15 protein-coding genes and 5 tRNA genes are annotated in these 15087 nt (G+C 33.9%); 2 read left to right on the top strand and 18 right to left on the bottom strand.

The features are described 5' to 3' along the window. Positions 1-3 precede the first annotated feature (3 nt). The 16 genes from secE to FQU21_RS15670 form a co-directional block, all read right to left on the bottom strand. Entirely contained in the window at positions 4-198 is a 195-nt protein-coding gene (gene secE, locus FQU21_RS15745; protein ID WP_147678968.1) for a preprotein translocase subunit SecE, read from the bottom strand. A gap of 72 nt (positions 199-270) precedes the next feature. Beyond that, a tRNA-Trp gene (locus tag FQU21_RS15740) sits at positions 271-343 on the bottom strand. A gap of 64 nt (positions 344-407) precedes the next feature. Then, positions 408-1595, bottom strand: coding sequence for an elongation factor Tu (gene tuf, locus FQU21_RS15735; RefSeq protein ID WP_147678967.1), 1188 nt, complete (start codon positions 1593-1595; stop codon positions 408-410). 63 nt (positions 1596-1658) lie between these two features. Continuing rightward, positions 1659-1730: transfer RNA gene (locus tag FQU21_RS15730), tRNA-Thr, on the bottom strand. 70 nt (positions 1731-1800) lie between these two features. Further along, a tRNA-Gly gene (locus tag FQU21_RS15725) sits at positions 1801-1873 on the bottom strand. Between the two features lie 140 nt (positions 1874-2013). Then, positions 2014-2095 (bottom strand) — tRNA-Tyr (locus FQU21_RS15720). Between the two features lie 63 nt (positions 2096-2158). Further along, positions 2159-2232: transfer RNA gene (locus FQU21_RS15715), tRNA-Thr, on the bottom strand. Between the two features lie 260 nt (positions 2233-2492). After that, a complete protein-coding gene (gene hpf, locus FQU21_RS15710; protein WP_147678966.1) occupies positions 2493-2795 on the bottom strand; it encodes a ribosome hibernation-promoting factor, HPF/YfiA family in 303 nt (100 codons plus the stop codon). A 59-nt stretch (positions 2796-2854) separates the two neighbouring features. Continuing rightward, a complete protein-coding gene (locus FQU21_RS15705) occupies positions 2855-3745 on the bottom strand; it encodes a tyrosine-type recombinase/integrase (protein ID WP_147678965.1) in 891 nt (296 codons plus the stop codon). A gap of 221 nt (positions 3746-3966) precedes the next feature. Next, on the bottom strand, positions 3967-4161 hold the full coding sequence (rpsU, locus tag FQU21_RS15700; protein WP_147678964.1) for a 30S ribosomal protein S21: 195 nt from the start codon (positions 4159-4161) through the stop codon (positions 3967-3969). Positions 4162-4549: 388 nt separating this feature from the next. After that, positions 4550-5716 (bottom strand): acyl-CoA dehydrogenase family protein, encoded by a 1167-nt coding sequence (locus FQU21_RS15695; protein ID WP_147678963.1) that lies wholly within the window; start codon positions 5714-5716, stop codon positions 4550-4552. Beyond that, positions 5716-6621 (bottom strand): ComEA family DNA-binding protein, encoded by a 906-nt coding sequence (locus tag FQU21_RS15690; RefSeq protein WP_147678962.1) that lies wholly within the window; start codon positions 6619-6621, stop codon positions 5716-5718. The genes FQU21_RS15695 and FQU21_RS15690 overlap by 1 nt, the downstream gene beginning before the upstream one ends. A gap of 11 nt (positions 6622-6632) precedes the next feature. After that, positions 6633-8243 (bottom strand): alanine/glycine:cation symporter family protein, encoded by a 1611-nt coding sequence (locus tag FQU21_RS15685; RefSeq protein WP_147678961.1) that lies wholly within the window; start codon positions 8241-8243, stop codon positions 6633-6635. A 125-nt stretch (positions 8244-8368) separates the two neighbouring features. After that, positions 8369-9391, bottom strand: coding sequence for a potassium channel family protein (locus FQU21_RS15680; protein ID WP_147678960.1), 1023 nt, complete (start codon positions 9389-9391; stop codon positions 8369-8371). A gap of 3 nt (positions 9392-9394) precedes the next feature. Next, positions 9395-9622 (bottom strand): PspC domain-containing protein, encoded by a 228-nt coding sequence (locus tag FQU21_RS15675; RefSeq protein WP_147678959.1) that lies wholly within the window; start codon positions 9620-9622, stop codon positions 9395-9397. Positions 9623-9749: 127 nt separating this feature from the next. Next, positions 9750-11021 (bottom strand): DUF2851 family protein, encoded by a 1272-nt coding sequence (locus FQU21_RS15670; RefSeq protein ID WP_147678958.1) that lies wholly within the window; start codon positions 11019-11021, stop codon positions 9750-9752. Between the two features lie 183 nt (positions 11022-11204). On the opposite strand from FQU21_RS15670, the gene FQU21_RS15665 reads away from it, so the two are divergent. Further along, positions 11205-11603, top strand: coding sequence for a DUF2721 domain-containing protein (locus tag FQU21_RS15665; RefSeq protein WP_147678957.1), 399 nt, complete (start codon positions 11205-11207; stop codon positions 11601-11603). Positions 11604-11754: 151 nt separating this feature from the next. On the opposite strand, the gene FQU21_RS15660 is transcribed toward FQU21_RS15665, so the two are convergent. Continuing rightward, entirely contained in the window at positions 11755-12990 is a 1236-nt protein-coding gene (locus tag FQU21_RS15660; protein WP_147678956.1) for an ABC transporter permease, read from the bottom strand. Positions 12991-12998: 8 nt separating this feature from the next. On the opposite strand from FQU21_RS15660, the gene FQU21_RS15655 reads away from it, so the two are divergent. After that, on the top strand, positions 12999-14246 hold the full coding sequence (locus FQU21_RS15655) for an exo-beta-N-acetylmuramidase NamZ family protein (protein WP_147678955.1): 1248 nt from the start codon (positions 12999-13001) through the stop codon (positions 14244-14246). A gap of 6 nt (positions 14247-14252) precedes the next feature. Here FQU21_RS15655 and FQU21_RS15650 read toward each other — a convergent pair whose 3' ends face one another. Further along, positions 14253-15080, bottom strand: a complete 828-nt coding sequence (locus tag FQU21_RS15650) for a glycerophosphodiester phosphodiesterase family protein (RefSeq protein WP_147678954.1) — start codon at positions 15078-15080, stop codon at positions 14253-14255. Positions 15081-15087: the final 7 nt, after the last annotated feature.

The raw sequence follows: 15087 nt of genomic DNA, 5'->3' as shown, positions 1-15087 counted from the left end.
TTTCTATTTAATTAAATCAAAGTAAAACGTAATAACCTTACTAAAAACCGAATCTACTCCCCAAATTGCAAGAGAAAATATAATTGAAAACACAGCAACTAAAACAGTTAAACTCTGTGCTTCTGACCATGTAGGCCATGACACATTATTTTTTAGTTCTCCAAATGATTCCTTTATATAATTTACAAATCCTGCCATTTTTACTTTTTTTTAAACATTCAATTATCATTGAATGAAAACTTAATTGAGAATATAAATTCCTTTATTTAGCACGGGCGGAGAGACTCGAACTCCCGACACCTGGTTTTGGAGACCAGTGCTCTACCAACTGAGCTACGCCCGTAAATAAAGGTTAAGGCACTCTAAAAAAAGAACACCTTAACCTTTTTTATGTATTAAAAACTGTATTAGTCTAAAATTTCAGTTACCTGACCAGCACCAACAGTTCTACCACCTTCACGAATTGCGAAACGTAAACCTACGTTCATTGCAATTGGTTGAATTAATTCAACAGTAATAGTTAAGTTGTCTCCTGGCATAACCATTTCAACACCATCAGGAAGCGCAATGTTTCCAGTTACGTCAGTTGTACGTACGTAGAACTGTGGACGGTAGTTATTATGGAATGGAGTATGACGTCCACCTTCTTCTTTTTTAAGGATATAAACCTCAGCTTTAAATTTAGCGTGTGGTGTTACAGAACCTGGCTTACAGATTACCATACCTCTAGAGATTTGAGATTTCTCAATACCTCTTAATAAGATACCTGCATTATCACCAGCTTCACCTCTATCTAATATTTGACGGAACATTTCGATTCCTGTAATAGTAGATGTTAATTTCTCTGCACCCATACCAATAATTTCTACAGGATCACCAGTGTTAGCGATACCAGTCTCAATACGACCAGTTGCTACAGTACCACGACCAGTAATAGAAAATACATCCTCGATAGGCATTAAGAAATCTTTATCAACTTCACGTTGTGGCTCTTCAATCCATGCATCACAAGCTTCCATTAATTCCATCACAGAATCAACCCACTTTTGCTCACCGTTAAGTGCACCTAAAGCAGAACCAGCAATAACAGGTCCATTATCTCCATCGTACTCATAGAAAGATAATAAATCTCTGATTTCCATATCTACTAATTCAAGTAATTCTTCATCATCAACCATATCCACTTTATTCATGAATACAACGATACGAGGAATACCTACTTGACGACCTAAAAGGATGTGCTCACGTGTTTGAGGCATTGGACCATCTGTAGCAGCTACTACTAAGATAGCACCATCCATTTGAGCAGCACCAGTTACCATGTTCTTTACGTAATCGGCGTGACCTGGACAGTCAACGTGAGCGTAATGACGTTTTGCTGTTGCATACTCTACGTGAGAAGTATTAATTGTTATACCTCTTTCTTTTTCTTCTGGAGCATTATCAATTTGATCAAATGATCTTGCTTCTGATAAACCTGCATCAGCTAATACTTTAGTAATAGCAGCAGTTAAAGTTGTTTTACCGTGATCTACGTGTCCAATTGTACCAATATTTAAATGTGGTTTTGAACGATCGAAAGTTGCCTTTGCCATGTTTTTAAAATGATTTTAATCTTTGTTATATAATAATATTAGTGTATTCTATTTTTTACTTAGAGCCAATGACGAGAATTGAACTCGTGACCTCTTCCTTACCAAGGAAACGCTCTACCCCTGAGCTACACCGGCCGTTGATTTACGATTGCCGATTCTAAACTTTTCATTCGGAAACAACAAGTTATAGCTCGTAAATATTTAGAGCGAGAGACCGGGTTCGAACCGGCGACATTCAGCTTGGAAGGCTGACGCTCTACCAACTGAGCTACTCTCGCATTTAATTAAAAATTTTAGAATTTAAAATTTTAGAATTCTGACAAAAGTAGAACTCTTTTTTTTAGATTCAAAAATCTTTAAAAGGTAATATCAATATTTCAATAAACTTTTCAGATTAATTACTTAACCTATAAAATTGTGGGGAGAGCAGGATTCGAACCTGCGAAGACGTAGTCAGCAGATTTACAGTCTGCCCTCGTTGGCCGCTTGAGTATCTCCCCAAAAAATCAATATTTCAATTTAAAATACTCAATTTTAACAAGTTATAATTAAGATTTTAAAAGAGCCGATGGAGGGACTCGAACCCACGACCTGCTGATTACAAATCAGCTGCTCTAGCCAGCTGAGCTACATCGGCTTTTTACTTTTTTTACGCATAAAAAAAGTCCGCTATTTCTAACGGACTGCAAATGTATAGATTTATTTAAATATTCAAAACATTTTTTTAATAAATTTTTATATAATTTCAAACTATTTTTAAAATACACCAAAAAACGCTTAAATATTTAGAGCATTCATTTTACAAATCCTTCGAAAACCTCAGTAACAACCTTGGTTTTAACTCAAATTTATTAAAAATGCTTCTAATTACACTACATCGATTAAAACACAAGTAAACTATAGATGTGCTCTTAATTTTTCTTTTCGTTTTTTTAATTGACGTTCTAAAGATGCTATTGCCATATCGGCCCCTTCTTCAAAACTTTTACATTGCTTTTTAACCACAAAACTATCCCCTGGCACACTTACTCTTGCTTCAAATATTTTGTTCTCTTTATCACTTGTATTTTCTAATTTTAAAAAAACATCGGATTTAATAACTTTATCATAAAATAAATCAAGTTTATCCATTCGTTTTTGAATAAAATCTATCAGCTTTTGATCGGCATTAAAATTCACAGATTGCGTGTTTACTTTCATACTTGTATATTTTTAGTTAAACATTTTTTTTAAGTTGTAATTAACAACTACGGCTTAATTTATTTTTTACTTCTGGGATGAGCATTAATATGGACCTTTTTTAATTCAGCAATACTATTATGGGTATAGACTTGTGTGGCTGCTAAACTTGAATGGCCAAGGAGCTCTTTAACAGCATTTAAATCTGCACCTTGATTTAACAAATGTGTTGCAAAAGAATGCCTTAGTATATGTGGGCTTCGTTTTACCTTTGAAGATGCTAAACTAAAGTACTCATTAATTATTCTGTAAACAAGTATTTCATATATTTTAACACCTTTTTGGGTTAAAAACAATTTATCAGAATCGACTATTTTTTCTAATTTATTTCTTGCTTTTAAGTAACTTTTACATGTTTGAATAACCGATGGTATTAAAGGGATTGTGCGTTCTTTATTTCTTTTTCCTAAAACTTTTAAAGTTTTATTTTCTATATCGAAACGCGCTACCTCCAACTCCACCAGTTCTATTCTTCGTATGCCTGTTGAATAGAATAGCTCGATAATAAGTTTATTACGAAGGCTTTCAAAATCGGTTCCAAAATTAAAATCGCTTAACACGTTTTGCACTTCAGTTTCCGAAAATGGCACTTGTATTTTTTTACTGGTTTTTAAGGCGCGGTGTTTTGCTAAAGGGTTTAACTGGATATCGCCAACTTTTAAAAGAAATTTATAATAGGTGTTTAATGATGAAATTTTCCGATTAATACTTCTATTTGAAATTCCACTTTCTACCAATGAAACAATCCAATTTCTAATTTGGGCATAGTTTACATGATCGATAGAATCATCATCGAATTCTGTTTTTATGTATTTTGAAAAGGCTTTTAAATCGGATTGATAGGCATTTACCGTTAATGCGGAATAGTTTTTTTCCAGCAGAAGATAATCGGTAAATGGTTTAAAAGTCATCTATTTGGGGTATGAATTGTTTTTAAATATACGACGTTTTTTTATTGTTTAACCGCAGATTAAAAAGAAAAGCACAATAAATTTTAAAGATATCTGAAATACAAAGACTTACTTTTTAAGATATTTTTTTCATTTCAGATCTCTATATTTTAACAATCAATAACTTTTATAAACAAAAAAAATCCCGCTCTCGCGGGATTTTTTTTTATAAAATACTAAAACTATACTGTTTCGGCATCTCTTAAACCTTGAATGTATTGCGCTTTTTTAATTTGAGCTCTACGTAAAACTGAAGGTTTGTCGTATTGTTTGCGTAAATTCAACTGGTTTTTAACCGTTGTTTTTACAAACTTACGTTTGTAACGCTTTAACGCTCTATCTATATTTTCTCCTTCTTTAACTGGTATTATTAACATAGTATCTTAACCTCCTCTCTTTTAGAATTTTCAGGGTGCAAATATATAATAATTTCTAAATAATAATTATATTTTAAAAAATATTTTTTCTAAATGATTTTACCTGAATTTCCGGCTCATTTTTTTAGCACTGCATTTGGCAGAATTGCCTGCAAAAACGATTGATGCGGCATCCTTTTTTGTGCTTTCCCCAGCACTTTAAGAAAACGACACTTTTAATTATTATTGTAATTTAATAAAAAAATAAAACCTTAGTTTGCACAAAAAAGATATAGCGGAAAGCGTGGTTGTGCCTATCCTAATATAAAAAAACAGTGCATAAACTTTAATTTAGCACTAAATTTTATAGATTATTTACAGATTTAATGGGCACAATTTGCCAAAATATTTAAGTTACCTCTTTATATTCTTTTTTATCGATAATGATCTTTGCCAATATTTCGCGCAATATTTCGGATGTTCCGCCACCTATCGGGCCTAACCTGCTGTCGCGTAATAACCGCGCCATAGGATAATCTTCCATATAGCCGTAACCGCCTAAAAACTGCAAACATTGGTAAATTACCTCATCGGCCATTTTTGTTGAGCGCAGCTTAGACATGGTTGCTTCTTGTACAACGTATTCGCCTTTATTTAACCGATAAGCCACAGCATAATTAAAGGTTTTACACATTTCCATATCGGTATATAAATCGGCTATACGGTGTCGCAGCGCCTGAAATTTATCTATAGAGCGCCCAAAGGCTTGGCGCTCGCTCATATAGTTTAAGGCGTATTCTAAAGCAAATTCTGCTCGTGCATGACCGTTAACTCCCATAATTAAGCGCTCTAAAGCGAAGTGCTGCATAATGTATCCAAACCCCTTGTTTTCTTCGCCTATAAGCTGGTTTGCTGGAACTTCTACGTTATCGAAAGCTATTTCTCCGGTATCGGAAGCACGCCAACCTAGTTTATCGAGTTTGGTTGCCGATATGCCTGCTGCTTCGCGATCGATTACAAAAATACTAATGCCTTTATTGCCTAGTTCGGGATTTGTTTTTGCAGATACCACAAGGTAATCGCTTAAAATACCATTGGTAATAAAGGTTTTTGAACCATTTATAATATAGGAATCTCCTTGTTTTACTGCCGTAGTCCGCATGCCCGCCACATCACTTCCTCCAAAAGGTTCTGTAATGCATAGGCAACCTATTTTATCGCCAGAAATACTAGGAACTAAATATTTTTGTTTTATCGCTTCGCTTCCCTCTGCATTTAAGTGCGTCATGGCTAAATACATGTGTGCCCAAATGGCTGCGGCAAAACCGCCAGAATTAATTTTTTGAAGTTCTTCAAGTAGGATTATGGTATAAAATAAATCTAAATCGAGACCGCCATAAACTTCGGGGTATTTGATTCCGAAAAAACCCATATCGCCAAATTTTTTCCAAATAAAACGATCTATTATACCGGTTTCCTCCCATTTTTCAATATGCGGAACCACTTCTTTTTGTAAAAAATCTTTAAAACTCGCTCTAAAAAGCTGGTGCTCTTCTGTGAAGTATATGCTATCCATTAATTTTGATTATCAATTTGCAAATATAATTTAATTATCTCTAATTTATTTACAGGAAAGTCTTTTACTTTTAGTAATTCGTTTAGCGTATTAAACCCTTCACGCAATGTGCGCTGCTCAATGATGCTATGTGCCAGATTGTAATCTATATGCTGAATGGTTACCAACTGATTAACTGTAGCGGTATTTAAATTTATTTTTTGAACCTCTGGTGGTGTTTTAACCGTGAACTCTTGTTTTAATTTTTGGATAACTTCGGGAGATAATCCGTAAACATCTTCTAACTGAATATCTGCAATAAAACCACCTTTAAATTTATTCCGAAATTTGACAATACGGTTTGATAACGCCTCGCCAATACCATTTACTTTTTGAAGTTGTAATGCCGTCGCTGTGTTTAAGTCTTGTTTTTGAGCAAAAGTTTTTGTTTTATTTTTATATGAATGACTATAGGAGGCTTTATCAGGCTCTGGATTTGTAATCCATTTTGGAAATTTAAAATAAAGTGATATGATTTTTAATAACGAATCGGACACTTGGGTAACCTCTTGAAATTGTTTAGTTGAATTTATCCACTGCTCTTCTTTTCTAAATTGAAGCAGCTTATCTATTTCTTCATTACTCATCCCTAATTTAGCTCCTTTATAATCGGTTATAAAATTGGGATTGAACGGAGAAATTTTAGGTTTTAAAGTTTGTAACTCTCGTAATTTAAGCGAATCTATTTCTGCTATAAATACCGCTAAAGCTTTTTTGTTTTCTGGTAATGTTTTATTTGAATTTACGGAAAATTTTGGGAGAATAAAAAAGTAAACACATTGCAGCACTATGATAACAGCGAATAACAAAAAAATCCCACGCCGCTGTTCTTTAGAAAACGCGAGGTAGGATTTTAAAAAATTCATCTTATTATTTTTTACTTTTCTTTATTATAGCCTATGGCCGATAAATACCTATTTAATTCTAATTTTACCTTAGGCATGAGTAAGAACAACCCAATAACATTAGGGAATACCATGGCAAAAATCATCGCGTCTGAAAAATCGATTACCGAATTAAGACTTGAAGAGGCACCAACAATGACAAAAAACAAGAATAATATTTTATACGAAATATCGGCAACTTTTCCTTTTCCAAACAAATATTTCCAACCTTGAATACCGTAGTATGACCAAGATAACATAGTTGAAAATGCAAATAGAATAACTGCGATAGTAAGTAAAACCGAAAAGTTAGGTATTGCTGCATCAAAGGCTACCGATGTTAAATCGACACCTCCTAAATGCGCTCCCGTACCATTCATAATAACATTACTTCCTTCATCTAAATTTGCATAATCGAATAAGTTACTTTTTATATTCATGATAATAATCACCAAAGCAGACATGGTACAAATAACAACAGTATCTACAAATGGCCCAATAGATGCTACTATACCCTCACTTGCAGGAAATCGTGTTTTTACTGCGGCATGTGCAATAGAAGCCGAACCAACACCTGCTTCATTTGAAAATGCAGCTCTTTGAAATCCAACAATCATAACACCTAAAATACCACCTAAGAGTGAATTATCATCAAAAGCACCTGCCCAAATTTGACTCATAGCCTCTGGTACTGTTCCTAAATTCATTCCTATAATAACTAAAGCCGCACCAACATACATAATTCCCATAAATGGAACCACTTTTTCGGTAACCTGCCCTATTCTTTTAATTCCACCAATGATAACAATAGCCACCAAAATAGCCATTACAACACCAAAAATAAAGCCCGAATCTAATCCGAATAATAATTTAAACTGGGCTGCCGCCTGGTTAGCTTGAAACATATTACCGCCTCCAAAAGAACCACCAACAACAAACACAGCAAACATAAAGGCTAATACTTTACCCAAACCACCTAAGTTCTTTTCTTTAAGCCCTTTTCTTAAATAGTACATTGGGCCACCGTAAATCTTTCCATCGGCTCCTACCTCTCTATATTTTACACCTAAAGTAGCTTCTACTAATTTAGTTGACATCCCTAAAAATCCTGCTAAAATCATCCAAATAGTTGCCCCAGGACCTCCAAGAGCTATAGCAACAGCCACCCCTGCAATATTACCTAAACCTACCGTAGCCGATAATGCTGCGGTTAATGCCTGAAAATGGGTCACCTCTCCAACAACGCCTTCGGCTTGTGGGCTTTCAAAAACATCGCCTCCAGGTGTAGGATCTCCTGCGGCAACATCCACACTGTGATGATCTATTTTATCATATTTTCCGTTTGTAGCATGAAACGCTACACGCATTAGTCTAATATTTGCAAACTTAAAATATAATGTAAAAAACAAGGCGCCTGCTAATAGCACAATAATAACTATAGGAACATCCTTGCCTGCTATAGAAATTGGGTAAAAAACCACTCCACTAACGGCAGCTGCAAAAGGTTTAAATTTAGCTTCTATTTGCTCATCAATAGACATCTCTTGCGCAAATGTTAAAAATGGGACTAATAATGTAAAAATTGAAAGAAAGGACTTCCTCATAAGATATAAGTTGATTGTTTAAATTTCATTAAAATCGATCATTTTATTATAAAAATGACACTAAAAATAAGCAAGATGCTAAAAAAAATTGGCATTATAAAAAGAATGCCTGTTAAATCGCAAAATTACTGTTCAATATTAAATTCGTTATTTAAAGCTTCTATTTGTTCTGGTCGTCCTAAAACAATAATTTTAGAATTTTCAACCAATTCTAATTCGGCTTCTGGGTTTACAATATACTCGCCGTTTTCATCCTTGTATCCTATTACGGTACAACCTGTTTTCCGACGTAAATCCAAATCACGAATCGTTTTATGTTTATGATGAGTATGCAGTTTTTCTACCGCAACCTCCTCAATATTTATATTTGATTTTCCTACTATTGATAAATTATCAATAAACTCCATAAGTCCAGGAACAACAACTAAAGAAGCCATATGGTCGCCTCCTATTTTATCGGGTAAAATAACGTTATTAGCTCCTGCAAATTTTAGTTTATTATATGATGACTCTTGCGATGCACGACTAATAATATTAATATTAGGATTAATTTGTCTTGCCGAAAGCACCACAAATAAATTATCGGCATCACTAGGCAAAGCAGAAATAAAGCAATTGGCACGGTCTACTCCAGCTGCTATTAATGTTTCATCTTCGTTGGCATTCCCTATAACATAAGCAGCACCATCTAGTTCTAGCCTTTCTACCATGTCTTTATTTTTTTCTATTATAACAAAAGTTCGATTATGCGCTGCTAATTTTATGGCGGCTTGTTTTCCGTTTCTGCCATAACCACAAATTATAACATGATCACTAAAACTCTCAATTTTTTTCTGCATCTTTCTTTGTTTTAATTCTTCAATATGGTCTTTGCTTAAAATATATTCCGTTATCGTAGATAAGGCGTAACCAACAATTACAATACTAGTTAAAATTAAAAAAATGGTAAATATTTTAGATTGATTGTCTAGCGGAACGACTTCCCCAAAACCAACAGTAGTAATCGTTATTACCGTCATATAAAGCGCGTCGATGGCTGTATAATCCGAAATCATCATATAGCCAAAAACTCCAATAAGTAAAATAAGAACGAGTAAAAATACGGCCGTATAAATTTTAGTTCTAAAAATTCTTATTAATGGATTCATAAATTATAGATCGAAAACCGAAGAACGTTTGGTGTAAATTAAATCTTTTATACGCATCCAAAAAGCAAGAAACAAATATAATGCAAACCCAAAACCAACCGTAACAAACGTAAGATACATAAACGATGTACGCACCACTTTAGCACGAATACCAAAACGCTCGGCAATACGCTGGCACACATAATATCCGTGTTTCTGGAAAAACAACAATGGCTTATAGATATTGTTCATGCTTGCAATTTAAGAATTCCTTTTTTTGTTTAAAAGTTTATAGCTTCAAATATTTAACGCTTTCTTAATATTATGAACAATAAAAAAATATCGCAATGAAATATTACAATTCTTAAAAAACAAACAATTATTTAGTTAAAAGCGTATTTCCAACAGCGCACTGCAAACATTTATGCTTTTCGCAATATTCTGTTTTTAACTGAATAAGAGCTTGCGATACCAAAGCTGATTTAGAGATTTTTTTAAGTTGATTAAACGCATCAATAATATTATTTTTTTCTGAATGAATTTGGGTTGCTATATTTAAAATTGAAACATCAATATCCTGCCCCTTTTGTTTGGCATAACAGAATTTTAAGGGCAGAATGGTATTGATTAATAATAAATCTGTAAAGGCTTTGGTTATTACTTTTTTTGATGGTTTTGAAACTTTTTGAAAGGTGAAATGTGTTTCCCAAAACGCCGAAGTTGACACATTAAATAGTTTATAAAAATCATCAAGCGCATCCAACTCAATTATTTTTGAAAATAAATTTTGATGTTCGTGATACAAATTAGCTAATTGCGATAACCGAATAGTTGGAAAGTTTGGTGGCCTCAACCTAAAAAACTGTAACGGCAACACCTGATTTGTTTTTAACTGAAATTTCTGTTTTAAAAATTCATATTCTTTAGATAGACCAATAAAATAAGCCTCTTCCACAGGTTCTAAAAGTAAATTAGCTTGTCCGAAAAGCAACGCCTCTAAGCTTTGTAAACTAGACTGCGTTTTCCTTACCACCGAAAAATCTACAGACTCGGCCAAACTTAAAAAGGAGTCTCCATTTACTTTTAATCCGAAGTTTTTAGCAAGCATTTTAAAAAGTACCGCTTCCCAATCGTTTTTAGAATTCTGTAAAAGGGACTCAATAGCATTTGCTTTACGCTCAAGTCGTTCAAAATACAAGCGCTCGAGCCAATTGTTTAAAATAAATTCATCTGTGGATGCAAAATCATTTTCACAATGTATCCAACGGTTCTGTTTTGCAAATAATTTTTTATAATTATTTAAAAGTGAAAAATCGATATGCGCTTTAAGTACCAAAGTTGGAATTACAGTGTTATCTTTTCTAAAAATTTCGGTGTCATGCTCCCAAACTACATGAAGAATAACACCATCATAAGCCGGATCCTGCTCATGATTATGCAAATACCAATCGGATGATTTTATATGAATTTCCACATTGCCTGCCCAAAGCTGCTCGCCAATAGTCAGTTTTGCATTAAAAAAATCTGGTCCCGAATTAAAATTGTGTTGTCCAACGGTATTTAAAAGAATCGCTTCTCCGCGTTCCGTTTTTAAGTTTTGCGTGTTAAACTTCTTAAATTTCCAGATATAATGTAGAAAATCTTCTTGCATTTTCTAAAGATAATATTCCATTACAAAATTTCCAAATACGAGACTCTGAAAAACAAGCACTTAACACAGAACATTGTTATGATTCAATTTTTAAAATTGAATCATTAGAAGATTTGAAACACTCAAAAACTTACAATTTTAATTTAATTGGCCTAACTTTGTAACTTGATATAAAACCAAATTATGGAACAATTAACGCTTACTACACCGGCGCTTTTATTTTCGGCTATTTCCTTAATTATGTTGGCTTACACCAATCGTTTTTTAGCTTATGCCTCGATTATTCGAGATTTACATGATAAATACAAACAAAAGAAAGATAGCGTGCTTATCGCTCAAATTAAAAACATAAAAAAACGCTTATACCTTACCCGAAGCATGCAAATTTTCGGGATTTCTAGTTTACTACTTTGTGTACTTACTATGTTTTTAATTTACATCCACCAAAATGCTATTGCCGTTTGGGTGTTTGGTTTTGCCCTTATTTCGTTAATTATTTCGTTAGCGCTTTTAATTATTGAAATTCAAATTTCGGTGAAGGCTTTGGAGCATCATATAAGTGATATTGAAAATAACAAGTAATTCTTGCAACTAGACACAACACTTTTGATTGACCACATCTTTGGCTGATAATTGCGCTAGGGATTGAACGGTCTGTTTGAGCTCCCCGACCAACGGAAGGGAGCGAGTAGTGAAAGCCCGACCCTTGTGGTAGCGCCCAAAATATTAATATTTACTGAAAACGAATGGCTTTTACTGGTGATATTTTTGTAATGATGTAGGACGGAATTAAAAGCATTAACAAACAAAGGACGAGCGTACCAATGTTGAGCGCAATAATGTAAGTTAAACTGATGTAAACAGGTGCTTCGGAAACATAATACACACTGGGGTCTAACGGAAAAAGTTTGAAATATTTCTGTGCAAACAGTAAGCCTAACCCGAGTAAATTTCCCCAAAATAAACCGAGCAAAATAAGGTAAGATGCGTTGTATAAAAACAACTTACGTATACTCCAATTGTTGCTTCCCAAGGCTTTTAGAATCCCAATCATTTGGGTACGTTCGAGGATTAAAACGAGTAATGCCGTTATCATATTGATACCTGCCACTAAAATCATGATACCGATAATACCATAAATATTTTTATCGAAAATTTTTATCCATTCGAAAATAGAACTGTACTTATTACTTACGGTAATGGTGTTTAATGTGGATGGTGTGTTTTGATAAATCTCGATACCTTTTCTATCTAGCTCCGAGTAATCGGAAATAAAAACTTCAAAGTTTCCTATTTGGTCGTCTTCCCAGTTATTTATACGTTGAATATGTCGAATATTTCCAATTAAATATTGCTGATCTAATTCTTGAAAACCAGAATTATAAATACCAACAATATGGAATGTTATAATGTTTGGTGCCTTTTCGGTATCGTCTTTTGCGAAAACCATTTGAAATTTTTCGCTCACTTTAAAGCCTAATCTATCGGCCAAATATTGTGAGATTAAAACCTCTTCACTCCATTTTTTGGTAAAGTTTGGAAGCTCACCTTCAACCAAAAATTCTTGAAAATAACTCCAATCAAAATCTTCACCTACGCCTTTAAAAACAGCGCCTTCAAAATCGATTTCGGTTCTAATAACTCCAAATTTTGTAGCTACTGCCTGTATATGTTTGATGCCATCGACACTTTTAAACTCCGGATAAAACTCTTGATTTTTAGAAATTGGCACGATACTTTCTTGAGAGTTGTTGCTATCGTAATTACTAATAGTAACATGCCCATTGAAGGCCACCACTTTATCTCGAATTTTTTGTTGCAAACCAATACCGGTGGCAATGGCAATCATCATAACCACAATACCGATAGCAATAGCAGCAATACCAATTTTTATTATTGGTGCCGATACACTACTTTTATACGCTTTACTGCCAATAATGCGTTTAGCTAAAAAAAACTCGTAATTCAAAATTTATTATGCGATTAAATGTTTTCAAAAATACAGTTTTATTATTTGTTTTAGTAATGATTTCTTGTGGGAATATCACGAAATCTAAGTCGGAAAAGGCGATAGTTTTAGATACCGATATCCCAAAACAAAATCAAGAAGATAAAAGCATTGTTGTTGGCGCTAACCAAACAGCACTTTATTTGCCAATACTCGAAGGCAAACGTGTGGGTATTGTTGCCAACCAAACCAGTGTGATTTTTAAAAATGATGAGAAAAACACGCATACGCATTTAGTAGATTCTTTACTGGCTTTAAAGGTAAATATTAAATCGGTTTTTGCTCCGGAACACGGTTTTCGCGGCACGGCAGATGCTGGCGAAGTGATTAAAGATGGCGTTGATGTAAAAACGAATTTACCTATAGTGTCCCTTTACGGAAAAAACAAAAAGCCTTCGGTAGCACAACTGAAAGATTTAGATATCGTGGTTTTCGATATTCAAGATGTTGGTGCGCGTTTTTACACGTACATTTCGAGTTTACACTATGTTATGGAAGCTTGTGCCGAGCAAAATATTCCTGTTTTAATTTTAGATAGACCCAACCCAAACGGACATTATTTTGATGGTCCTATTTTAGAGAAAGCTCACAAAAGTTTTGTGGGCATGCACCCGATACCAACCGTTCACGGAATGACGATTGGTGAATATGCAAAAATGATTAACGGTGAAAAATGGTTAACAAATGGGGTAAAGTGTGAATTACAGGTGATTCCTGTAAAAAACTACAATCGTAATTTAAGCTACAATTTACCTATAAAACCGAGTCCGAATTTACCAAATGATAAAGCCATAAATCTATACCCGAGTTTATGTTTTTTTGAAGGCACAAACGTAAGTGCTGGTCGTGGCACAGACACCCAATTTCAAATATTTGGAAGTCCTTTTTTAAATGCTGAAATATTTCCGTTTCAATTTAAACCACAGACTAATCCTGGGGCTAAATACCCGAAATATGAAAATAAATTATGTTACGGTGAAAATTTAACCAAGACCGAAAACCTAAACGCATTAAACCTAAATTGGCTGATAAAAGCATACCATAACACTGAAAACAAGTCGGAATTTTTCATCTCGTTTTTCACGAAATTAGCAGGAACAAAAACATTACAACAACAAATTGAAACTGGTTTAAGTGCTGAAGAAATTAAAGCTAGTTGGGCCGATGGATTGACAGCCTTTGGAAAAATGCGTGCTAAATATTTAATTTACGAGTAAAAAACACTATGCTTTTAATATTTTAATGAGTCTATCGGGGTAATCTGTGATAATACCATCTACCCTATAGCTTATCATGGTTTGCATTTCTCGTTCTGAATTAACAGTCCATGGAATCACTTTAAAGTTTTCTGTTTGAAGGTTGCTCACAATTTCTTTATCTAGTAATTTATAATACGGACTTATTATTTCTGGTGCATAACTTAATTTTTCCAGTTTTTCAGTAATACCCTCATCCTCCTCTACTAAAAGCGCCACCACCATTTTGGGGGATTGCATTTTTATTTCTTCTAAAATCCGTAAATCGAAGCTTTGCAAATTCGTTTCATTTAAGGCATTATTTTCATCAAGCACCTTTAAAACAAGGGCTACAAAATCTTTAGGTTTCGGAGTAAAAATTTCATCATAAGCTTCCTTAGATTTTATTTCAATATTGAATTTTATTTCAGGATTTAATCGTTTTGCTTCCTTTAAAACGTCTTCTAAAGCCGGCTTGTAAGTTTTAATCTTTTGTTGGTTTGGGAATCTCGAATAGGGTTTAGAGCCACAATCAAATTGTTTAATCGCCTCATACTTCATTTGGTATAAGTTATACGTTTTGGCGTCTTCTTTTGGAATATCATTTCCATGAGCATCTAGACAAATATCAGGATTCATATACGGTTCGTGGGTAACCACAATAACATGATCTTTGGAAACGGCAACATCCAACTCTAGGGTATCTACCCCAAGTTCGATAGCTTTTGCAAATGCAGGCAAACTATTTTCTGGACATAATCCGCGACAACCACGATGCCCTTGGATATCAATTTTATATAAGAATTTTTTGCTCATTATAAAG

This window comes from Algibacter pacificus (genome assembly GCF_008033385.1).
GTDB classification, from domain to species: domain Bacteria; phylum Bacteroidota; class Bacteroidia; order Flavobacteriales; family Flavobacteriaceae; genus Algibacter; species Algibacter pacificus.
Note: the sequence above shows the minus strand (reverse complement) of the source record. Positions and strands in the feature narration are given on the sequence as shown.